Origin of the sequence: Streptosporangium sp. NPDC048047 (assembly GCF_040653115.1) — a bacterium.
Lineage (GTDB): Bacteria > Actinomycetota > Actinomycetes > Streptosporangiales > Streptosporangiaceae > Streptosporangium.
The window spans coordinates 176,334-197,897 of sequence record NZ_JBEZNH010000011.1 but is presented as its reverse complement, the minus strand read 5'-3'; the positions used below and the strand labels follow the sequence as shown (position 1 = coordinate 197,897).

Genomic DNA, 21,564 nt, shown 5'->3' with positions numbered 1-21,564 from the left:
CGGAGCTGTGCGGCGTCTACGGCGCCCACGTCTCCCGGATGGACGAGCCGGTACGCGACCGTGGCCGCCCGGGACGCGCCGTGCGCGACCACGACGGTGCCGGTGAGGCCGAGCAGCGCGGCGCCGCCGTGGGTCTCGGGGTCGTAGAGGCGGGCCACCTCGCGCAGCGCCTCGGGTGCCGCGGCGCCGGTCCGCGCCACCAGGGCGAGCGTGGCGCGGACGGAGCCCTCGACGTTCTTGAGCACGACGTTGCCGGTGAAGCCGTCGGTGACGACCACGTCGACCGTCCCGGCCAGCACGTCGTGACCCTCGACGTTGCCGTGGAAGCGCAGCGGCAGGGCCGGCAGCAGCTCCCCCGCCCGGCGGGTCAGCCGGTTGCCCTTGCCCGGTTCGGAGCCGATCGACAGCAGGCCCACGGACGGGTCGGCCACGCCGAGCACGAGCCGTGCGTAGGAGGCGCCGAGCAGCGCGAACTGGGCGACCATCTCGGGCGTGGGGTCGGAGGTCGCGCCGGCGTCGATCAGCACGGTCGCGCCGCCGGACGTCGTGGGCAGGGCGATCGCCAGGGCCGGGCGCAGCACGTTCGGGGCGCGGCCCATGCCCCGGATGGCGCACGAGACGACCGCGCCGGTGGAGCCGGCCGACACCAGCGCCGAGGCCGTGCCCTGCCGTACGAGCTGGCAGGCCACGCCGAGGCTGGAGGTGGCGGAGACCTCGGAGGCGGCGGTGCTGACGGCTCCGGCGCCCCGTTCGGCCATGGGGACGACGTCCTCGGCGTGCACCACGCCGATCTCGCCGGCGGCGCCGTGGCGTGCCAGCTCGCGGCGGATCTCCCCGGCGCGGCCGACGAGCACGACGGGGACGCCGTACTCGCGCGTGGCCGTGACGGCCCCGCCGACCGTCTCGGCCGGTCCGTGGTCTCCGCCCATGGCGTCGACGGCGACAGGCTGGGGCATCACGTTCTCCTCCGCGGGGGTGTCATGTCGTTGTCCGGCTCGGCGGCCGGGCGATGGCGCCGGGCCCGGAGCCGGCCCGCTCCGCCGGCGTCACCACCCGGGTCGAGGTGCCCGCCCGGCCCGGGACGGCCACCCGGTTCAGGGCATTCGTACGGTGACCCGGCGTTCGGCCCGGTCCGCGGCGGACGCCGCGAGCAGGTGCCGGGTGAAGATCGCCACCCTGCGGCGGCGGGGCACGGCCACGCGGGCGCGCAGCACGTCGTGGCCGGCCGCCTCGATCCGGCCGAGGATGCCGCCGTACAGCTCGTAGGCCGCGCGGATGCACGGCCTCGACGAGGGGACGAGCAGGTCGATCCCCTCCAGCGCGAGGCGGTAGTGGGCGTGCGCCCGGTCCGCCTCGAAGGCCAGCAGCTCGCGCAGGGCGGGAGTGGGGGCGGGCCGCCGCAGGTCGTCGACGGAGACGCCGAACCTGTCGAGGTCCTCCAGCGGCAGGTAGACCCGGCCGCGGGCGATGTCCTCGGCGACGTCGCGCAGGAAGTTGGTCAGCTGGAAGGCGAGGCCGAGCTGGCGGGCGGGCTCGCGGGCCTTCTCGGCGGCGCCGGGCAGGGCCTCCAGGACGGGCAGCATCATCGTGCCGATGGCCGCGGCCGAGCCCTCCATGTAGTCGAGCAGGTCGGTGTAGGTGGCGTAGCGGGTGACGGTCAGGTCGGCGCGCATCGACCGCAGGAAGGCGTGGACGTCGGCGTGGTCGACGCCGAACGAGCGGACGGTCTGGGCGAACGCCGGCAGTATCGGGTCGTCCACCGGCTCTCCGGCCAGCGCGGCGGAGGTCCGGTCGGTGAGGGCGTCCAGCGCGGCGGCCCGGTCACCGGTCATCGTGAAGGAGTCGACGATCTCGTCGGCGTAGCGGGCGAAGCCGTACAGGGCGTGGACGTGGGGGCGTTTCCAGGCGGGCAGCAGCAAGGTCGCCAGGTAGTAGGAGCGGCCGTGCCGGGCGTTGAGCCTGCGGCACAGCTCGTAGCTGCGGGTGAGGGTCATCGGGGGCTCTCCAGGATGCGTTCGGCGGCCAGCCGGCCGGAGATCAGCACCGGCGGCACCCCGACGCCCGGCGCGGTGTGCATGCCGGCGAAGTGCAGGCCGGGGACCCGCCTGGCGGCTCCGGCCGGACGGAACCAGGCGGTCTGGGAGAAGCGGTGGTCCAGGGCGAAGGGGGTGCCGGCCGAGTGGCCGAGCCGGGCCCAGGCGGGTGGGTCGAAGCGGAGGCGGGGACGGCCGGACAGGTCGCCGTAGCCGAGGTCTGCCATCCTGCCCAGCAGGCGGTCCTCCAGTTGCGGGGTGAGGCGGTCCCAGTCGGCTCCGCCGTCCAGGTTGGGCGCCGGTTCCAGCACGGTCAGCGTGGCGTGGCCGGCGGGCGCGGCGGCGGTGTCGGTCGCGGGGTAGGTGACCAGCAGGCTGGGGTCGGGCTGCGGACGTCCGGCGGCGAGGGCGGAGAACGTCGAGCGCCACCCGCGGCCGAAGTGCAGGGTGTGGTGGGCCTGGTCGTCCAGCCGCCGGTCGAGGCCGACGTGCAGCACGAGGCAGGAGGGCGAGTAGCGGGGACGGCGCAGCCGCCAGTCGCCCGCCGTCTTCGGCAGCAGGCCGTCGTGGGCGGCGGGCAGGTCGCAGGCGACGACGACGTGCCGGGCGGGGAGGCTCTCGCCGGTGTCGAGCCGGACCGCGGAGACGCCGTACGGGTCCGTCTCGACCTTCAGCGCCCGCGTGCCGTACCTGATCTGGGCTCCGGCCTTCTCCGCGGCGGCGGCCATGGCCTGCGGGATGGCGTGCATGCCGCCGTGCCGGGGGAAGAAGACGCCGCCGACGGTGTCCATGTGGGCGATGACGGCGTAGATCCCGAGGGCCTGCTGCGGGGACAGCCCGACGTAGAGTGCCTGGAAGGTGTGCGCCCTGACGAGGCGGTCGTCTGTGAGGTGGGAGCGCACCAGGCCGTCGAGCCGCCGGAAGCCGCCGAGCGCGGCCAGCCGGGCCAGGACCAGCGGCCGGACGAGGTGGCGCAGCCGGGTCATGTCGCGGTCGATGAAGGCGGGCCACTCGGCGGCGAACAGCTCGCCGAGACGGGCTCGGAACCGCCGGTAGCGGTCGGCCTCGGCCGCCCCGCACAGCGCGCGGACCTGCTCGATCATGGCGTCCTCGCCGGGGACCACGTCGAGGCGGGTGCCGTCGTGGTAGCGCATCCGGTAGTACGGGTCCAGCCTGCGCAGCGGCAGGCGGCTCTCCATGTCCTCGCCGGCCGCGGCGAAGGCGTCGGCCAGCACCTCCGGCATGGTCAGCACCGACGGCCCGGTGTCGAAGCGGTAGCCGTCCAGGCTCGCGGTCCCGCAGCAGCCGCCCGGCACGTCGCGGGCCTCCACGACCGTGACGTCACGCCCGGCGCCGGCCAGCCGCATCGCCGCGGCGAGGCCGCCGAGCCCCGCGCCGATCACCACGGTCCCGCCCGCCCCGCTCATCGGGCGCCCCCGGCCGTTCCCGGCGGGGCGCCGGTGCGGTGGTCGGTCTCGCGGGTGCCGGTGGCCATGGGCATCGCTCCTCTGCGTCGGTGAAGATGACTTCGGGAACGGGAGCGTGTCCGGATGCGCATTCGCGGCGAAGATTCGAAACCTTCATCCGCCGCCGGCGAGGCCGTCCGGCCTGACGGCGTCCGGCCCCACAGCGTCCGGACCGGCGGTCTCCGCTCTGGCGGCGCGCTCCTCCAGGAACGCCCTGCCCTCCTCCAGCAGGCCGCGCCGCACGTCGGAGTCCAGCCAGGCGTTCAGCTGGCCGGGGCTGGAGAAACGGAACACCACCATCCACGTGTTCTGCTCGCCGGAGCCGGGCGGATACGTCTCCGTGCGCTCGAACCCGGGAAAACGGCGAGCGGCCTCGTTCGTCCTCTCCTGCCATCGGCGGTATTCCTCTTCACATCCCTTACGGACCCGCGAGGAGATCATGACAATGGCGCCTTCGCCGTTTTTCCTGCCACTCACGCTCGGTTCCACCCCGACAACTCTATGCAGGTCACCACGGAGAAGGAGGAGTGCGACACACAGGGTGACGTGATCACCCGGGGCGGATTCCGTCAATTCTTCTTTACGGGCCCCGGATCCACCGGGACGCCCGGTCCTTCTCCGGAAAGGGGAACCGGCGTTTCCGGAGAAGGACCGCACGCGAAACGAGCCGCGGGCCGGACGGGCCGGGCCGTCAGCCGGCCTGGTCGCCCGGCGGCAGGTAGGGGCTCTCCTTCTCGGCCGTCTTCTGCGGTGCGACGCCGGTGGCGTCCTCCGGTTCGGAGGCTCCGTACGGCCTGCCGGTCCGCTCGTCGACGCCGGCCTCCCGGCGGCCCTGCTCGCGCTCCCGGGCCGCGAGCTCCTCGGGGCCGCGGGTCTCGCTGACGCCGACGCCCATCGGCCCCACGGGGGCGGGCTCGGTAGAGGAGATCCCCTCGCGCTCCGCCCGCGACGCCTCCCGTTCCGGTCCCAGGCCCTCCGGCGGGGGTCCCCAGGCGCGGTCGCCCGCCTGGACCACCTCTTCGCTCGCCCGGCCCACGGCCGGTGAGAAGCCGTGCCGGACGGCGCCACCGGGGGCTGGGCCGGAGGGGCCGCCGTCCCGTGCCGTGTCCTGTCGCTTCTCGCGGTGTCTTCCCATGTCCGCCACCCCCGTGGGTCTCGGTCGATCAGCAGGTTCTCGATGGGTTCCGGCCCCCCGGCCCCTGCACTCCGGGGCCCTGGGATCCGTGGTCCCGGGCTTCCGGCGGGGTCGTCAGCAGATCCTCGGGAGCGGGTCGCCGACCAGCAGGTCGACGATGCGGGTGCCGCCGAAGGACGTCCGCAGCAGCACCAGCCCCGGCGGGTCGTCGGCGATCCGCCCGATGACCGCCGCGCCGGAGCCGAGCGGGTCGGAGCGCAGCGCGGCGAGGGCCGCGTCCGCGGCCTCCCCGTCGACCACGACGACCATCCGGCCCTCGCACGCCACATACAGCGGGTCGAGGCCCAGCAGCTCACACGCCCCGCGTACGGCGGGCCGCACCGGGATCGCGTCCTCGTCGAGCACGACCGCGACCTCGGAGGCTCCGGCGATCTCGTTGACGACGGTCGCCACCCCGCCGCGGGTGGCGTCGCGCAGGCAGCGCACCCGGCCGTCGCCGCAGGCGTCCAGCAGCCGCCCGGTCAGCCCGTTGAGGGGCGCGGTGTCGGAGGCGAGGTCGGCCTGGATGTCCAGCTCGCCGCGGGCGATCATGACGGTGACGCCGTGCTCGCCGATCGGGCCGGACACGATGACCGCGTCCCCGGGCCGGGCCGCGGCGGCGCTGAGCCGTACCGGGCGGTCCATCGTCCCCACCCCGGCGGTGGTGATGTAGCAGCCGTCGGCCTTGCCCCGCTGGACGACCTTGGTGTCGCCGGTGACGATCCACACGCCCGCCGCCCGCGCCGCCGCCGCCATCGAGGCGGTCACCCGCCGCAGGTCGGAGACGGGGAAGCCCTCCTCGACGACGAAGGCCGCCGACAGGTAGCGGGGGCGGGCCCCGCACATCGCCAGGTCGTTCACGGTGCCGTTGACGGCCAGGTCGCCGATGTCGCCACCCGGGAAGAACAGCGGCGTCACCACGAACGCGTCGGTGGTGAGGGCGAGGCCGTCGAAGACCGCGCCGTCCTCCAGGGGTTCCAGCAGCGGGTTGCGGAACTCCTCCAGGAACACCGCCTCGACGAGGGTGTGCGTCGCCTTGCCGCCCGCGCCGTGCGCGAGGGTGACGCGGTCCTCCCGGACGCGGGCGGGGCGGCGGCGCGCCCGCTCGATGCGCTCCAGCACCAGCGCCTCGCGGTCCCGCTCCGCCCTCTCCCCCGGCCCCCCGGAGACCCCCGGTCCCGGGGAACCTCCCGGCTTCTCGAAGATCTCAGGTCCCGGGGAACCTCCCGGCTTCCCGGAGGCCTCAGGTCCCCGGGAACCTGCCGGCTTCCCGGAACCCGGAGCCGGGGAGTCCGCCCGGTGGCCGGGACGCGCCGCCTCGCCGGCTCCGGTGGTCATGTCGGTGTTCACGCGCGGGTCGCCTCCCTGACCCGGTCCCGGGAGAACCGGCCGAAGTTGTAGTAGGCCGCGCAGGCGCCCTCCGACGACACCATGCAGGTGCCGATCGGCGTCTCGGGCGTGCACGCCGTGCCGAACACCTTGCACTCCCAGGGCTTGAGCACGCCCTTGAGCACCTCGCCGCACTGGCACGCCTTGGGGTCGGCCACCCGCACGCCGGGAAGGTCGAAGATCCGCTCGGCGTCGAAGTCGGCGTGGCGTTCGCGTATCGCGAGCGCCGAGGAGGAGATGAACCCCAGGCCCCGCCACTCGAAGTACGGCCTCGGCTCCATCACCTCGTTGATGACGTCGAGGGCTCTGGCGTTGCCGTCCCAGGGCACCACCCGGGCGTACTGGTTCTCCACCTCGGCCCGCCCGGCGGCGAGCTGCTCCAGCAGCCGCAGGACCGTCTGCAGCACGTCCAGCGGCTCGAACCCGGCGACCACCAGCGGCTTGCCGTAGTCGCGGGCGATGAACCCGTACGGCCTGCACCCGATGACGGCCGAGACGTGGCCGGGCCCGATGAACCCGTCCAGCCGCAGGTCGGGCGAGTCGAGGATCGCCTTGATCGCCGGGATGATCATGACGTGGTTGCAGAGGACCGAGAAGTTGGCGATCCCCTCGGCCCGCGCGCGCAGGACGGTCATCGCGGTGGAGGGCGCGGTGGTCTCGAACCCGATGCCCATGAACACCACCCGCTTGCCGGGGTTGTCCCGGGCGATCCGCAGGGCGTCCAGCGGGGAGTAGACCATGCGGATGTCGGCGCCGCGCGCCTTGGCGTCCAGGAAGGAGCCGTCGCCCCCGGGTACCCGCATCATGTCGCCGAACGACGTCATGATCACGTCCGGCTGCATGGCGACGTGGATCGCGTCGTCCACCCGTCCCATCGGGATCACGCAGACCGGGCAGCCGGGGCCGTGCACGAGCGTGACGGCCTCGGGCAGGTGGTCCTCCAGCCCGTGCTTGTAGATGGTGTGGGTGTGGCCTCCGCACACCTCCATGAACTTGTAGCGGCGGCCGGGTTCGCACAGCCCGGCGATCCGCGCGGCCAGGGCCCGTGCCCGGCCGGCGTCACGGTACTCGTCGACGAAACGCACCGGTCCTCACCCCTGCTCGATCATGGATTCTCGGAGGGCCGCGATCTCCTCGTCATAGGCCTCGCCGATGCTTTCGAGGAAGTCCAGCGCGGCGCGGGCCTCGGTCTCGTCGATCTTCGACAGCGCGAAGCCGACGTGGATGAGGATCCAGTCGCCGGCCGCTAGGGGCTCGCCCTCCAGCAAGCCGATGTTGATCGCGCGCCGTACGCCGCTGACGTCGACCATGGCCAGGTCAGGCCGGTCGGTCAGGATTTCCGCGATCTCCCCCGGGATTCCCAGGCACATGGGTGGCCTCCGCCATCTGGATGGATTCGAGGACGAGGTCGTCGCCGCCCTCCACGTCGAGGTCGACGCCGCCGCACTCCGGACAGGTGGCGTAGGGGTCGAGCGACGCGGCCGTCTGACCGCAGGAGCGGCAGATCAGCTGCACGGGCACGACGACCAGGTCGACGTGGGCTCCCTCTGCGGCCGACCCTCCGGCGATCATGGCGAACGCCTGGTTGATCATCGGTTCGGTGACCCGGAGCATGGCGCCCGCCTGCACCCGCGCCCGTTCCACCCTGCGGCCCCTGGCGCGTTTCTCCACCGCGTCGAGGATCGCCTCGGCGATCCCGAATTCGTGCATGTCCGCCTCACTGGTATTTCCGGTCCCACTGCTCTTCTGCTCTTCACCGCTTCTCGCCGGGCGTCACATCCTGCGGATCCGCAGGTAGCGCTTGAGGTCGGGGATCGACTGGTAGACCAGCACGCCGATCCCCACCAGGACGGCTCCGACGAACAGGCGTCTCAACACGGTCTCTCCTCCCTGTGGGCGGCTACGGCGAGCGGGCGCTCGCGGGCGCCGCGGTCATCTCCTGACGGACCAGGTCGGCGACCAGGTCCGCGGCCGCGCCGACGGCCGCGGCCACCGGCGGGCTCAGCTCCATGCCGGGCGACAGGTCGGCGGGCTCGCACCCGACGAGCAGCACCCGTGCCGTCCCGCCGCCGAGCGCGCCGGCCAGGGCCAGCACGGTCTCCGGGGTCATGTCGTGGGCGTCGAGGACCGGTCCGGACACCTCGCCGGGCGTGGGCTCCAGGACGTACAGCGTGCCGGGCGGGCCGCCGCGGGCCACGGCGTCGACGAGGATCGCGGTGTCGTGTCCGCCGCCGGTGAGCTCGTAGGCCAGGTGGACGCCGCGGATGCCGAAGTCGGCCACCGAGACGCCGGCGGGCAGGTCGCGTTCCGCGAGGCGCCCGGCCACCGCGACGCCGAACCCGTCGTCGCCGAGGAAGACGTTCCCGACGCCCGCGACGAGGATGCCGCTCATGGGGCCTCCCGCCCCTCAGGCGTGTCCCGCGCGTCCGTCCCGGTGCCGCCGTCGTCCGTTTGGCCGGGCCGGTCCGGCGTCCGTCCGGGGAGGCCGGGGAGGCCGGGGAGGCCGGTGCCCGCCGTACCGTCCGCCGGGCCGGGGGCGTCGAGTGGCTCGACCTCGTCGGGGGCGAAGTAGAGGAAGCGGCCGTGGGAGCGGTGCAGGTCGGCGCCGGGGTCCTCGTCCAGGGTCACCGCCAGGTGGCGCGCCCCGTCGAGGTCGGTGAGCACGGCCTCCACCCGGGCGGTCCGGCCGGCCAGGAACATGTCGTGGGCGTCGGCGCGCCGCCTGCCGGGTGCCAGCCGTACCCGGCTGCCCCTGGCTACCTCCACCCCGGCGACGGACACGGCGTCGGTGTCCGGCGAGGAGCCGGGCCCGTTCGCGAGGTCGCTCCAGAAGTCGGCGCCGGGATCGCCCCACGGCGCGGCGCCGGGCGTGAGGTCCGACGCGAGGTCTGCGGCGAGGTCCGGTGCGGAATCCGGCGTGAGGCCCGGCACGGGATCCGGCGCGGGGCCCGCGGGTGGACCGGCCGGGGACGCGTCGTCCCACGGGACCGCGCCGGGACCGGCCGCCGAGCCCCAGCGGGGCGCGGCGGCGTCGCGGGCGGGGGTCTCCAGGTGGCGGATCGCGCCGTGCAGCCGTTCGGCCAGCTCCGGCGGCAGGGTCGCCACCATGTCGAGGAGACGGGCCACCCGGGGGTCGGTCGCGCGGGCCTGCCGCTGCTCCTCCTCGGTGAGGGTGAGCGTCCGCAGGTGCAGCATCTCGTCGATCTCGGTGGCGTCGAACATGTCACCCGGGCTCTCCGGGGCGGTGTCCGGGTAGTCGTAGAGGATGATCGGCGACGACAGCAGCACGTCGCGGTGACCGGGCTCGCCGACGAGGACGGGCCAGGTGCGCTCGTTGCGGCAGGTCTCGGCGGCGGGCCGGGCCCATTCGGGCGGGTCGAGCAGGGAGACGAACGCGCCGCCGGTCACCTCGATGATCAGGTGGGCCGAGATCAGCGAGCGGCGCAGCGCCTGCTCGCGGGTGGCGTCCGGGTCGTCCCAGCCGGTGACGTTCTCCACCCGCACGCGCAGCCGGACGAGGTCGTACGGCCCCGCCACCCGCTCGGCGCGGGCCCGAACGACGGCGTGCAGCGGCAGGTGCTCGCGGACCACGCGGCCCCGGGCCCGGCCGGACGGCCCGGTGATCGTCTCGACGGACCGGTCCCCGGGCAGGCGCACGTCGGCTGCGCGCTCGCCGTCGAGCAGGCCGGCGACGGGGAAGGTCACCTCCGTCTCGCGTTCGGTGGCCTCCTCGAAGGACAGGTAGGTCACCGCGTCGCCCGCTTCCCCGGAGCCCGCCGTTCCAAAGTCCGTCTCCCGGTCCGGGAATCCCTCCGGGGCCCCGCCCGCCGTCCCCGGCCCGTCGCCCGCTTCCCCGGAGCCCGCCGTCCCGAGGTCCGTCTCCCGGCCCGGGAACCCGCCCGCCGTACCGGTTGCCGGAGCGGCCGGTCCGGCCGTCTCGACGGTCAGCTCGGGGACGGGCCGGTGGCCGTCGTCCCCGGCCCGTTCGACGACGCGGGTCCTGACGTGCAGGAAGCGCAGCCGCAGCCGTACCTCGGCGTCGTCGGCGCGTTCCAGCAGGCACTCGGTCACGCTGGAGGGGTGCTCGCAGGTGGCGTCGAACCCCGGCGGCACGAGCACCCCGAACTGCCAGCGCACCCGGTTCTTGGCGGCCGACGCCCGGTAGGGGTAGAGCAGGTAGCCCTCGTACAGCACCGCGTCGGCGACCCGGCGGGCGATCTCCATGGGAGCGGTCATCGCCGGCTCTCCTCCAGCAGTAGTTCCACGGCCTCGTCCCAGGTGGCCAGGGCGCGTTCGGCCTTGAGGCGGCGCAGGGCGCGCAGCGTGCCGCGGTTCAGCCGCAGCCATCCGCTGTCCGGGAAGTAGCGGTCCATCAGCTCCCGCCACACCCCGACCGGCAGCCGGTGCCGGGCCTCCCGGTGCCAGGGGATCTGCGTCACCGAGAAACCCCTCTCGGCGCGGGCGAAGACCGTGCCGCCGAACAGCAGGATCAGCGGGATCTCGCCGTCGTCCAGCGCGGCGAAGTACTTGCCCGCGGCCACCTCCAGGTCGTAGCTGCAGGACACGGGCAGGTCGATCTCGGTCGTGCCGTGGAAGGCGGGGACGGTGGCCGAGACGGTCGCGAAGTGCATCGGCCTGAGCGTGTCGCCCCATCGGGACGGGTCGCCGAACAGGTCGCCGAGCAGATCCGCCTCGGCGGGGCCGTACCGCCGCAGGTGCGGCTCCACCCGGATCTGGCACCGCAGCAGTACGGCGTGCACCCCGGCGGGCGACGGCTCGGTGACGCGCAGCCGGAAGAGGAGCGTCGGGAAGGCCGCGTACGGCTCGGCCCGCGCGCCCACGCAGGTGAAGGCGATCTCATCCACGGCCGCCCCCGCGTGACTCCGGGGCGCCGTGACCGTCCCCGCCGTGCTCCGGGGCGCCGCGGCCGTCCGGCCACGGCACCCGGCGGCCGCGACGGCGCAGGTCGGCGAAGAAACCGTCGATGGCCCGCCAGACCTCGGGGCCGCCGTCGAAGCCCTTCCAGTGCAGCCGTACCAGGCCCACCAGGCGGTAGCAGGCGTCGATCGGCGCGAGGTGGCAGGCGAAGCCCCCTTGGGGACGGCGGTCCACCAGCAGCGCCTCGACGTCGGGCAGCACCCCGGCCATCTCCGGGACGGCGGTCAGGACCCGTTCCCAGACGTCGTGCGGCAGCAGGGACTCGGTGGCCCCGGCGGGGCTGGGGTAGCAGGCGACGATCCGGCCGAGCGCGGAGTTGCGGAAGAAGAACGCGGTGCGCACCGGGATCCGCATCTCCTCCCAGTCGGCCTCGGTCAGAGGGAACGAGGGCGCGTGCAGGTGGCGGCGCGGCACCCCCCGGTAGCGCCGTCGCGAGCCGCCGTCGCGGGCGCCGCCCTGATCACCGCCGCCCTGATCACCGCCGTCGTGATCATGGCCGCCGTCGCGGTCGCGGTCATCGTGGTCGCCGTCGTGGGAGAACAGCAGGTGGCAGCAGGCGCAGGCGCACAGCAGCGCCCGGGTCTCCAGGTTCACCACGTGCCCGTGGTCCTCCCCGGCCGGCTCGCCGCACAGCTCGCACCGGGTCGCGGCCCCGGCGTCCGGCGTCCGGAAGCGGCGCAGCCCGGTGGCCGCCGTCACGGCGCTCCCCCGCCCGCGACGGCCGGGCGGCGGCCGATCTGCAGCAGGGGCGACCGGCCCGCCGCCGGCCCCGCGGCCTCGGTGATCTCGACGCGCGCCGCCTCCGGCGCGGCCCCCGTCACGGCGTCCTCGACGGCGCGCAGCAGGGCGCGCCGGGAGGAGGGGCAGCCGTGACCGGCGCCCGTGAGGCGGAGCCGTACGACGCCCGCCTCGTCCACGCCGAGCAGTTCGCCCCTCTCCTCGCGGCCGGCCAGGACCTCGTCCAGGGCGGCGGCGACGCGTTCGGCGGTGCCGAGCGGGTGCAGGTCGTGCAGGATGAGCAGGCCGGAGACGAGGTCGTCACCGGTCAGGCGGTGCAGCACGCCGACGGCTTCGGCCTCGACGACGGCCTCGACGACGCGTTCCAGGCCGGCGCCGTACAGCTCGACGAGGGCGCGGACGAGCTCCTCGGCCCTGGCGCGCGTCGCGGGGTCGGCGTGCTCGCCGAGGTCGGCGAGCAGCGCCTCGACGCGCTCGCCCACCGCGCGGACGTCGCGCCCCCGGGATCCGCCCGCCCGGACGGCGCGGGCGGTACGGACGGCGCGGGCGTCGTGCCCGTCGTGCCCGTCGTGCCCGTCGGTGAGCGAGTCGGTGAGCGGCCCCTCCCCGGGTGGCTCCCCGGAGGCCGCCGGGCCGGTCATGCCGGGCCGAAGGCGTGCGGGCTGTGCAGTTTGCGCAGCTCCTTGCCACCGCCGAGGTACATGTGGACCCCGCACGGCAGGCACGGGTCGAAGCTGCGTACGGCGCGCATGATGTCGATGCCCTTGAAGTCCTCCGGCGGGTTCTCCTCGAAGATCGGGGTGTTCTGCACCGCGTCCTCGTACGGGCCGGGCGTGCCGTACGGGTCGCGGACGCTGGCGTTCCACGGGGTGGGCGGGTACGGGTGGTAGTTGGCGATCTTTCCGTCCTTGATCACCATGTGGTGCGACAGCACGCCCCGGACCGCCTCGGTGAACCCGCAGCCGATCGCGTCCTCCGGCACCTCGAACGGCGCCCAGGTCCGGGTGCGCCCGGCGCGGACCTCGGCCAGGCCCTGCTCGGCGAAGTGCAGCGCGCAGGCCGCCGCGTACGCCTGGAAGTAGGAGCGGGCCCGGTTGCGCTCCAGCGCGTTGGACAGCGGCTGGCCGTCGTGGGTGGGGATGGTCCACTCCAGCGTCTTCTCCGGGCGGGTGGCGGTCTTCGGCAGGTTGATCTGCACGCTGTGGCCGGTGGCCTTGACGTAGCCGATGTCCACCCGCCCGGACAGGGCGGTGGACCACAGGCGGGCGATGGGGCCGCCGCCGGTGTCCAGCGGGAGCATGTCGGCGCCGTCGAACCAGCGCGGCGACATCACCCAGCTGTACTTGCCGGTGAAGTCGCGTTTCTGCGGGTGGGGGATGGTGTGCTGGTTCCACGGATGCCGGATGTCGACGGGGTTGCCCAGCGGGTCGTGGGTGACGAACGGCTCCTGCCCGGCCCAGTCGTCGTAGTAGGAGCTGCCCAGCAGGATGCGGATGCCGAGGTTGATGTCGACGAGGTCGTTCGTGACGAGACGGCCGTCCACGATCACGCCGGGGGTGACGAACATCCGCCGGCCCCAGTCGCTCATGGTGCGGTAGTCGAAGTCGCAGTGCTCGGGGTCGTTGAAGCTGCCCCAACAGCCGAGCAGCACCCGGCGGCGGCCGACCTCCTCGTAGCCGGGCAGGGCCTGGTAGAAGAAGTCGAACAGGTCGTCGTGCATGGGCACGACCCGTTTGACGAACTCGACGTAGCGCATCAGCCGGGTGAGGTAGTCGGTGAACAGCTGCACGGTGGCGACCGTGCCGACCCCGCCGGGATACAGGGTGGAGGGGTGCACGTGCCTGCCCTCCATCAGGCAGAACATCTCCCGGGTGACCCGGCTCATGGCCAGGGCCTCGCGGTAGAACTCCCCCTCCAGCGGGTTGAGGGAGCGCATGATGTCGGCGATGGTGCGGAAGCCGTGGTCGGCGGCGTGCGGGGCCTCGGTGGTCTCGGCCAGCGCGAGCACTCCGGGGTTGGTCTCGCGGACCATCTTCTCGCAGTAGTCGACCCCCACCAGGTTCTCCTGGTAGATGTTGTGGTCGAACATGTACTCGGCCGCCTCGCCGCAGTTGACGATCCACTCCCCCAGCGCCGGGGGGCGGGCGCCGTAGGCCATGTTCTGGGCGTAGACCGAGCAGGTGGCGTGGTTGTCGCCGCAGATGCCGCAGATCCGGCTGGTGATGAAGTGCGCGTCGCGAGGGTCCTTGCCCTTCATGAAGATGCTGTAGCCGCGGAAGATCGACGAGGTGCTGTAGCACTCGGCGACCTCCCGGTTGGCGAAGTCGATCTTGCAGTAGATGCCGAGGCTGCCCACGATCCGCGTGATCGGGTCCCACGACATCTCCACCAGCTCCCGGCCGCCGGGCGGCGGGGTCTCCTCCGTCTTCTCAGGTGAGGTCTTCATACTCAGCTCCAGGGCGCCTTGTAACCGGTGAGCAGGGCGCGGCCCTTGGTGCGCCACTTCGGTTCCTTGTCGACCGTCTTGAGGGTGATGCCGCGCAGGCCGCGCACGACGCCGCCGTAGGCGCCGCTGACCGTGGACGACAGCCGCGCTCCGGGCGGTTCGTCCATGAACGGCATGAACTTGTCGGGGAAGCCGGGCATCGTGCAGGCGATGCAGATCCCGCCCACGTTGGGGCAGCCGCCGATGCCGTTCATCCAGCCGCGCTTGGGCACGTTGCACCGTACGACCGGCCCCCAGCAGCCGATCTTCACCAGGCACTTCGGCGAGCCGTACTCGGCGGTGAACTGGCCCTGCTCGTAGTAGCCGGCCCGATCGCAGCCCTCGTGCACGGTCTGGCCGAACAGCCACGTCGGCCGCAGCGCCTCGTCCAGCGGGATCATCGGCGCCTGCCCGGTGAGCTGGTAGAGCAGGTACAGGATCGTCTCCGACAGGTTGTCCGGCTGGACCGGGCAGCCCGGCACGTTGACGATCGGCAGGCCGGCCTTGGAGCGCCAGTCCCAGCCGAGGTAGTCGGCGACGCCCATCGCGCCGGTCGGGTTGCCCGCCATGGCGTGGATGCCGCCGTAGGTGGCGCAGGTTCCGGCCGCCAGTACGGCGGTGGCCTTCGGCGCGAGGATGTCCAGCCACTCGCTGGTGGTCCGGGGCTGCCCGGTGGCCGGGTCGTTGCCGAACCCGCACCAGTAGCCCTCCTGCTTGATCGACTCGTTCGGGATGGATCCCTCCACGACCAGCACGAACGGTTCCAGCTCGTCGCGCGCGGCCCGGAAGAACCACTCGATGAACACGTCGGAGCCCTGCATCGGCCCGGACTCGAAGTCGATCAGCGGCCAGTGCACGGCCACCCTCGGCAGGCCGGGAAGCGCCCCCAGGGCGATCTCCTCGATGCTGGGCTGCGTCGCCGCGGTCAGCGAGACCGAGTCGCCGTCGCAGCTCAGCCCGGCGTTGATCCAGAGGATGTGGACGAGCGGCTCCTCCTCCGGCGGCCCGGCCGCGCCCCGGCTCTCCTGCCGCTGTTCCTCCTGCGGCTCCGCCGCGCCCTGGCTCTCCCGCCGTTTCTCCCGCCGTTTCTCCTGCCGCGCCCGGCCCGCCGGTGCCGTCATGCCGTCCTGCCTTCCCGGGGCTCCCCGCTCCTCGATGCCGGTGGTCGATGGTGGTGGGGGAGGTCTCGTGCGGTGCGGATCATGACGCGTCTCCTCGGGTTCCTCGGGCTCCTCGCGTTCTCGTGCTCTCGTGTTCTCGCGGCGGGTCCGGCCCCGGGTCCGTCAGCCGACGTTGTGGACCGGCGGGGCCGGGACGGCGCCGAGGGCGTGCTGGGTCAGCTCCCACAGCACGTGGTAGACCGTCGTCTGCGCCTCCTGGATCCGGTGCACCGAGGAGGAGGGGATGACGAACAGGTAGTCCAGCAGCTCCAGCTCGGACAGCCTGCCGCCCCGGTCCCCGGCCAGGCCGATGGTGAGCATGCCCAGCCGGGCCGCCTCCTCGAAGGCGCGGACGACGTTGGCGGAGCCGCCGCTGGTGGTCAGGCCGAAGGCCATGTCGCCGCGCCGCCCGAGGGCGGCGAGCTGGCGGGCGAAGACGACGTCGAAGCCCACGTCGTTCGACAGGGCGGTCACCACGGCGACGTCGCTGGTCAGCGACAGCGCGGGCAGGGAGAGCCCGTAGCCGGGATGCAGGAACGCCGTCGCCACCTCCTGGGCGTCGGTGCTGCTGCCGCCGTTGCCGAAGGCGAACAGCCGCCCGCCGGCGGCGAACCGGATGGCCATCTCCCCGGCGCACTCGATGAGCTCGTCCGCCATCGACTCTGCCAGTTCCCGGCGCAGCCGGACGATCTCGGTGGCCTTCTCGCCGGTGGAGCGCAGCGCCTCGGTCAGCACCGCGTCGAGGTCGCCGGGGCCCGGGTAGAGAAAGGGGTAGAGCCCGCCCATCCCCTCGGGGGGCCGCTCACCGGTGCTCATCGCCGTTTCCTCTCCTGGTCACCACGTTTCCCGATGTCTGCCGATCGCGGCGCCTTGGACCGCCGCGTCCCTGATCGCCGTCTCTCCGGTCGCCGTGTCTCCGGGCACCGTTTCCCCGGGCACCGCGCCTCCGGGCACCGTTTCCCCGGGCACCGCGCCTCCGGGCGCCGCCTCCTCCGGCGCGCGCCGGTGCCTGCCGACGACCGCGATGGCCTCCCCCGCGTGGACGAGGACCGTGTCGCCCTCGGCGGCGTCCACCAGGGCCACGCTCACCTCGGTGGTGACCGGGCCCGCGCCGGCGACGGCCAGCCCGCCGTACCTGATGCTGATCACCCGCATCGGCACGGCCTCGTCGGCGCACGTGACGCACGGCCCGGTGTCGCAGCAGCCGTCCTCGTCGCTCATCGTGTCTCCTCTCCACCGAGCAGGCCGGGTCTGTCGTGGAAGACGTGAACCAGCTCCCACAGCACGTGATAGACGGTGACGTGGATCTCCTTGACCACCGCCGGGTCGTCGGATGCGGCGATCAGGATGTGCTCGGCCGCCCGCTCGCGCACCACGGCGCCGCCGTCCCCCCCGACGAGGGCGAGCGTGAACAGGCCCAGCGCCCCGGCCTCCTGCAGGCCGCGCAGGACACCCGGGCAGTCGCCGTCGCGGGAGATCCCGAGCGCCATGTCCGCCGGGTCGGCCCAGCGGCGCAGCTGGTGGGCGAACGACTCGGCGGGCCCCTCCCGGGCGCTCACCCCGCTGACGGTGGCGGCGTCGTTGCTGAGGGCCAGGGCGGGCAGCGCCTTCTTGCCCATGATGACCGGATGCATGAACTCGACCGCGATGTGGGCCGCGTCGGTGCCGCCCCCGCCGCTGCCGAACACGATCAGCTTCCCGCCGCGGTGGAACCGGTCCGCCATCTCCCGGCACGCGCGGGCGATGCGCAGGGAGTCCTCCGCGAGAGCGTGACCGGCGGAATCCCGGCGGGCGAAGGCCTCGCTGACGGCCAACTGCATGGTCGATGTCACTGGCATGTGAACACTCCGTCATTTACGGTAGTCGTCAGATTACGTTCCGTGTTCGGCGAATCGACACCTTCGACGCCACAAAGCGGGGTAAAGATCTGATCACTCGCCCGACCGGCCGCGGCGGTCGCCGGCGACGGGAATCCACCGGGATTCCCGCGTCCCGCGGGGTTCCCGCCCTTGGTGATGATCAACGTTCCCCGTTATCGTCTCGCAGTGGGGTCGTCTCGCGGCGGGGCACGGGCGGGACGGCGCGCCTCGGGCACCCCGGGCCGCCGCCGTACGGCGCGGGTCCGGCACGACGGCCGCCGTACGGCACGCGTCCCGCGGGGCCGCCGCCGTACGACGCGCGTCCAGCCGGGCCGCCGTACGGCACGCGTCCGGCACGACGGCCCGCCGACCGACCGAAGGAGAACGACCTTGACGGCAGCCGCCCGCTGGATCCGGCGCTTCCACCCCTCCCCCGGAAGCGACGTCCAGGTGGTCTGCTTCCCGCACGCCGGGGGCACCGCGAGTTACTACCACCCGCTGTCGGCGGCCCTGGCGCCCGCCGCCGAGATGCTCGCCGTGCAGTACCCGGGCCGGCAGGACCGGTTCGACGAGCCGCTGATCGACGATCTGTCCCTGCTCGCCGACCGGACGGCCGAGGCGCTCGGCGGCGGCGACCGGCCACGGGTGTTCTTCGGGCACAGCATGGGGGCCGTCATGGCCTTCGAGGTCGCCCGGCGGCTGGGCCGCGGCGGGCCGGTCGCGCTGTTCGTGTCCGGGCGGCGCGCCCCCTCCACGACCCGGCTGGAGACCGCGCACCTGCTCGGTGACGACGAGCTCGTGGCCCTGGCCGAGATGCTCGGCGGATCGGATCCGGAGGTGCTGCGGCACGAGGAGCTGCGCGGGCTGATCCTGCCGAGCCTGCGCGCCGACTACCGGGCGGTCTGCACCCACAGCCCCGACGGCGAGGCGCGGCTCGCCGTACCGATCACCGCGCTCACCGGCGACGCCGACCCGGTGACCAGTGTGGCCGAGGCCGAGGCGTGGGGCCGGCACACCACCTCCCGGTTCGAGCTGAAGGTGTTCCCCGGCGGCCACTTCTTCCTCGCCGGCCACGTACCGGAGATCGCCCGGATGATCCTCGGCTCAGTGAGGGCGGTCCACGCGTGACGGCGCTGCTGGCCGTCAGCGACCTGCATGTCGGCTACCAGGAGAACCGCCGGATCGTCGAGGAGATGCGGCCGTCGTCCGGGTCCGACTGGCTGCTGGTCGCCGGGGACGTCTCGGAGAAGGTCGCCGACATCGAGTGGGCGCTCGGCCTGCTGGCCGGACGTTTCGAGAAGGTCGTGTGGGTTCCGGGCAACCACGAGCTGTGGTCCCACTCCAGCGACCCGGTCCGGCTGCGCGGCGAGGAGCGCTACCGGCACCTGGTGAAGGTCTGCGGCGACCTCGGCGTGGTGACCCCGGAGGATCCCTACCCGGTGTGGGAGGGGCCGGGCGGGCCGGTCGTGATCGCCCCGCTGTTCGTGCTGTACGACTACACCTTCCGCATGCCGGGGGTCGCCACCGCCGAGGAGGCGCTGGCCCTGGCCTACGACAGGGGCGTGGTCTGCACCGACGAGGTGTTCCTGCACCCCGACCCCTATCCCTCCCGCGCGGCGTGGTGCGAGGCCAGGGTCGCCGAGACGGAACGGCGGCTGGCCGAACGCCCGGGTGGCCTGCCGACCGTGCTCGTCAACCACTATCCGCTGGTGCGCGAGCCGACCCGGGTCATGCACCACCAGGAGTTCACGATCTGGTGCGGCACCGAGCTCACCGCCGACTGGCACCTGCGGTTCGACGCCCGCGCGGTCGTCTACGGCCACCTGCACATCCCCCGCACCACCTGGTACGACGGCGTACGCTTCGAGGAGGTCTCGCTGGGCTACCCGCGCGAGTGGCGGCCCCGTCCCACCCAGCCGGGCCGGTTGCGCCGCATCCTGCCCGCTCCCCCGGCGGCGGCGCCGTGATCGAGGAGATCCTGCCGTCGTGGGTGGCGAGCGCCGAGGCGTTCGCCGACCCGCCCGACGCCGGGCTGTTCCCCGAGGAGGCGGCGGTCATCGCCCGCTCGGTGGAGCGGCGGCGGCGCGAGTTCACCACCGCCCGCCACTGCGCCCGCCGGGCGCTGGCCCGCCTGGGCGTGCCGCCCGCCCCGATCCTGCCCGGTGAGCTGGGCGCGCCCGTCTGGCCCGCCGGGGTACGGGGCGCCATCACCCACTGCGAGGGGTACCGCGCCGCCGCGGTCTCCCTCAAGGCCCTCACCGTCGGCATCGACGCCGAGCCGCACGAGCCGCTCCCCGAGGGGATCGCGGGCATCGTGGCCCTCCCCGAGGAACGGGCCGAGCTGGCGCGCCTCGCCGGCGGAACCCACTGGGACCGGCTGCTGTTCAGCGCCAAGGAGAGCGTCTACAAGGCGTGGTTCCCGCTGGCCCGGCGCTGGCTCGACTTCAACGAGGCCCACGTCACCTTCGATCCGGCCGGGACGTTCACCGCCCGGCTGCTGGTGGCCGGGCCCGTGGTGGAGGGCAGGGAGCTGACCGGCTTCACCGGCCGCTGGCTCGTCTCCGGCGGCCTGGTGCTCACCGCCATCGCCCTGCCGCAGGGGTGACGCCCGGCGGGGCCGTCCGCCGTCGGCGCGGCGAGGTGAACGCGGGCGAGCCCGGATCGTCGCCGTACGGCATGCCGTACGCCGCGAGGCTCCGGCTCAGACGGCGAAGGGGTAGGTCTCGGGGGCCTCACCCCGCTCCCAGCGGGCGGTCCGCTCCAGCGGCTCGACGGCCCGGGTCTCGTCGATGTGGACCACCGCGTCGAACTGCCCGGCCAGGCGGGCGTGCAGGTAGTGGCTCCGCCGTTCGGTCCGGGGGCGGTAGATCACGCCGATCGCCCGCTCCAGCAGGGGCGTGCCGAGTCCCCCCGCGGGATCACCGGCGCCGGGTCCCCCCGTGCCGCGCTCACCGCCACCCGGCTCGCCCGCGCCGTGCTCTCCAGAGGCGGGTCCCCCCGCAGCGGACTGCCCGGCGGCGCGCAGGTCGAGCAGGAAGTCGCCGCGGCCGGTGCGGTGGAAGAGCTCCTCGGCCGTTCCGGGGAAGGCGGGCCGTACCCGCATGCGGTCGGCGGGGGCGCCCCAGTCGCCGGCGGCCGTCACCGTGCCGGTGTAGGTGGTGAGGCCGATGAGACGGCACTCTCCGGGGAAGCACTCGCGGGCGAGCTGCCCGAGCGTGACCTCACCCTCCTCGCCGGCCTCGGTGGCCCGCGCGTCGCCGACGTGGGAGTTGTGCGCCCACACCACGATCCTGGCCGGCCGGCCGCGCTGCCGGGTGAGGTGGGCGGCGAGGGCGTGCAGCGTCTCGGCCATGTGGGTGTCGCGCAGGTTCCAGGAGGAGACCCGCCCGCCGAACATCGTGCGGTAGTACTCCTCGGCGGCCACGACGCCCTTGGCGTTCCGTTCGGCGTAGAAGACCTCGTCGCGGGCGAGCATCCCGTCCCTTCGGACGTGCTCCAGCGTGTGGGCGCGCAGGTCGGCCAGTTGCTCGACCACCTGTTCCTCGCACGACTCGGTCGCTCCGAACGCGGCGGCGAAGCCGTACGCCCGGCTGTCGTCGGCGCCGTGGTGGTCGAAGCAGGCGTAGCGCTCGCGGGCACGCACCGCGGCCTGCGGGTCCGTCCTGTCCAGGAAGGCGATGACCTCGTGGATCGACCGGTACATGCCGTACAGGTCGAGGCCGTAGAAGCCCGCCCTGGCGCGTTCGGCGCGGCCGGCCCGGTCGTTGTGGGCGCGCAGCCAGCCGACGAAGTCGAGCACCACCGCGTTGCGCCACATCCACGTGGGGAAGCGCTCGAAGCCGCGCAGCGCCTCCTCCGCGGTGAGATCGTCGCTGCGGCCGTGGACGTAGCGGTTCACCCTGTAGGCGTCGGGCCAGTCGGCCTCCGCCGCCACGGCGCAGAACCCCCGCTTCTCGATGAGCAGCCGCGTCATGTGGGCACGGGCCTCGTAGAACTCGTGGGTGCCGTGGGACGCCTCCCCGATCAGTACGAAGCGGGCGTCACCCACCAGATCCAGCAGGTCCTCCTCGCGGGGCGTCCCCTCCGCCGCGGGCAGCGCCCGGGAGGCGATCGCCGACGCTCCGGGATGGAGCGCGGTGCCGCCGTCCGAGGGGCGCGCGACGGCGCGGGGATTCGCGGGCAGCCGATCCGTCATCGCCACCAACTCCCAGGTCGGAGCGGGTCGCCGCCCCGCCGGGGCGGTGTTGACACCAGCTTAGACCGCCGTACGGCGCGCAGCCTCGCCTGCCGCCGCGGTTACGGCAGCGCCACCCCCGGGGCAG

Annotated in this window: 23 protein-coding genes; 3 read left to right on the top strand and 20 right to left on the bottom strand. The window is 73.8% G+C overall.

Annotated features, from left to right (window positions below):
- From plsX to AB0D67_RS13010, 19 genes are all read right to left on the bottom strand, one after another.
- Positions 1-956, bottom strand: a 956-nt coding sequence (plsX, locus tag AB0D67_RS13100) for a phosphate acyltransferase PlsX (protein WP_362933323.1), incomplete at its 3' end; no start/stop codon positions are given.
- Between the two features lie 138 nt (positions 957-1,094).
- Positions 1,095-1,994, bottom strand: a complete 900-nt coding sequence (locus AB0D67_RS13095; protein WP_362933320.1) for a phytoene/squalene synthase family protein — start codon at positions 1,992-1,994, stop codon at positions 1,095-1,097.
- On the bottom strand, positions 1,991-3,460 hold the full coding sequence (gene crtI / locus AB0D67_RS13090; protein ID WP_362933317.1) for a phytoene desaturase family protein: 1,470 nt from the start codon (positions 3,458-3,460) through the stop codon (positions 1,991-1,993). The genes AB0D67_RS13095 and crtI overlap by 4 nt, the downstream gene beginning before the upstream one ends.
- A gap of 153 nt (positions 3,461-3,613) precedes the next feature.
- Positions 3,614-3,799 (bottom strand): hypothetical protein, encoded by a 186-nt coding sequence (locus AB0D67_RS13085; RefSeq protein ID WP_362933314.1) that lies wholly within the window; start codon positions 3,797-3,799, stop codon positions 3,614-3,616.
- A 391-nt stretch (positions 3,800-4,190) separates the two neighbouring features.
- On the bottom strand, positions 4,191-4,634 hold the full coding sequence (locus tag AB0D67_RS13080; RefSeq protein ID WP_362933311.1) for a hypothetical protein: 444 nt from the start codon (positions 4,632-4,634) through the stop codon (positions 4,191-4,193).
- 114 nt (positions 4,635-4,748) lie between these two features.
- A complete protein-coding gene (gene hypE / locus AB0D67_RS13075) occupies positions 4,749-5,795 on the bottom strand; it encodes a hydrogenase expression/formation protein HypE (protein WP_362933308.1) in 1,047 nt (348 codons plus the stop codon).
- Positions 5,796-6,019: 224 nt separating this feature from the next.
- Entirely contained in the window at positions 6,020-7,147 is a 1,128-nt protein-coding gene (gene hypD / locus AB0D67_RS13070; protein WP_362933305.1) for a hydrogenase formation protein HypD, read from the bottom strand.
- A gap of 6 nt (positions 7,148-7,153) precedes the next feature.
- Positions 7,154-7,372 (bottom strand): HypC/HybG/HupF family hydrogenase formation chaperone, encoded by a 219-nt coding sequence (locus AB0D67_RS13065; protein WP_362933302.1) that lies wholly within the window; start codon positions 7,370-7,372, stop codon positions 7,154-7,156.
- A gap of 7 nt (positions 7,373-7,379) precedes the next feature.
- Positions 7,380-7,772 (bottom strand): hydrogenase maturation nickel metallochaperone HypA, encoded by a 393-nt coding sequence (locus tag AB0D67_RS13060; protein WP_362933299.1) that lies wholly within the window; start codon positions 7,770-7,772, stop codon positions 7,380-7,382.
- Between the two features lie 190 nt (positions 7,773-7,962).
- Positions 7,963-8,454: a hydrogenase maturation protease gene (locus AB0D67_RS13055; RefSeq protein WP_362933296.1), complete on the bottom strand. Its 492-nt coding sequence runs from the start codon at positions 8,452-8,454 to the stop codon at positions 7,963-7,965.
- Positions 8,451-10,298: a hypothetical protein gene (locus tag AB0D67_RS13050; RefSeq protein WP_362933293.1), complete on the bottom strand. Its 1,848-nt coding sequence runs from the start codon at positions 10,296-10,298 to the stop codon at positions 8,451-8,453. Before AB0D67_RS13050 ends, AB0D67_RS13055 begins: the two co-directional genes overlap by 4 nt.
- The gene (locus tag AB0D67_RS13045) at positions 10,295-10,927 is read right to left on the bottom strand and encodes a DUF6084 family protein (protein ID WP_362933290.1); all 633 of its coding nucleotides are present in this window, start codon (positions 10,925-10,927) and stop codon (positions 10,295-10,297) included. The genes AB0D67_RS13050 and AB0D67_RS13045 overlap by 4 nt, the downstream gene beginning before the upstream one ends.
- On the bottom strand, positions 10,920-11,699 hold the full coding sequence (locus AB0D67_RS13040; protein WP_362933287.1) for a DUF5947 family protein: 780 nt from the start codon (positions 11,697-11,699) through the stop codon (positions 10,920-10,922). Before AB0D67_RS13040 ends, AB0D67_RS13045 begins: the two co-directional genes overlap by 8 nt.
- Positions 11,696-12,379, bottom strand: coding sequence for a NifU family protein (locus AB0D67_RS13035; RefSeq protein ID WP_362933284.1), 684 nt, complete (start codon positions 12,377-12,379; stop codon positions 11,696-11,698). The genes AB0D67_RS13040 and AB0D67_RS13035 overlap by 4 nt, the downstream gene beginning before the upstream one ends.
- A complete protein-coding gene (locus AB0D67_RS13030) occupies positions 12,376-14,184 on the bottom strand; it encodes a nickel-dependent hydrogenase large subunit (RefSeq protein ID WP_362933281.1) in 1,809 nt (602 codons plus the stop codon). The genes AB0D67_RS13035 and AB0D67_RS13030 overlap by 4 nt, the downstream gene beginning before the upstream one ends.
- A gap of 2 nt (positions 14,185-14,186) precedes the next feature.
- A complete protein-coding gene (locus AB0D67_RS13025) occupies positions 14,187-15,344 on the bottom strand; it encodes a hydrogenase expression protein HypE (protein ID WP_362933278.1) in 1,158 nt (385 codons plus the stop codon).
- A gap of 162 nt (positions 15,345-15,506) precedes the next feature.
- Positions 15,507-16,199, bottom strand: a complete 693-nt coding sequence (locus AB0D67_RS13020; protein WP_362933275.1) for an SIS domain-containing protein — start codon at positions 16,197-16,199, stop codon at positions 15,507-15,509.
- 18 nt (positions 16,200-16,217) lie between these two features.
- Positions 16,218-16,604: a HypC/HybG/HupF family hydrogenase formation chaperone gene (locus tag AB0D67_RS13015; protein WP_362933272.1), complete on the bottom strand. Its 387-nt coding sequence runs from the start codon at positions 16,602-16,604 to the stop codon at positions 16,218-16,220.
- On the bottom strand, positions 16,601-17,221 hold the full coding sequence (locus AB0D67_RS13010) for an SIS domain-containing protein (RefSeq protein WP_362933269.1): 621 nt from the start codon (positions 17,219-17,221) through the stop codon (positions 16,601-16,603). The genes AB0D67_RS13015 and AB0D67_RS13010 overlap by 4 nt, the downstream gene beginning before the upstream one ends.
- Before the next feature lie 411 nt (positions 17,222-17,632).
- Here AB0D67_RS13010 and AB0D67_RS13005 point away from each other — a divergent pair, with 411 nt between their 5' ends.
- The 3 genes from AB0D67_RS13005 to AB0D67_RS12995 are packed head-to-tail and all read left to right on the top strand — an operon-like array spanning position 17,633 to position 19,847.
- Positions 17,633-18,370, top strand: coding sequence for an alpha/beta fold hydrolase (locus tag AB0D67_RS13005; protein ID WP_362933266.1), 738 nt, complete (start codon positions 17,633-17,635; stop codon positions 18,368-18,370).
- Entirely contained in the window at positions 18,367-19,209 is an 843-nt protein-coding gene (locus AB0D67_RS13000; RefSeq protein WP_362933263.1) for a metallophosphoesterase, read from the top strand. Before AB0D67_RS13005 ends, AB0D67_RS13000 begins: the two co-directional genes overlap by 4 nt.
- Positions 19,206-19,847 carry a 4'-phosphopantetheinyl transferase superfamily protein gene (locus tag AB0D67_RS12995; protein WP_362933260.1) on the top strand — a complete coding sequence of 214 codons (642 nt, stop codon included), beginning with the start codon at positions 19,206-19,208 and terminating at the stop codon, positions 19,845-19,847. The genes AB0D67_RS13000 and AB0D67_RS12995 overlap by 4 nt, the downstream gene beginning before the upstream one ends.
- Before the next feature lie 96 nt (positions 19,848-19,943).
- Here AB0D67_RS12995 and AB0D67_RS12990 read toward each other — a convergent pair whose 3' ends face one another.
- Positions 19,944-21,437 carry an erythromycin esterase family protein gene (locus AB0D67_RS12990; RefSeq protein ID WP_362933257.1) on the bottom strand — a complete coding sequence of 498 codons (1,494 nt, stop codon included), beginning with the start codon at positions 21,435-21,437 and terminating at the stop codon, positions 19,944-19,946.
- Between the last annotated feature and the right edge of the window lie 127 nt (positions 21,438-21,564).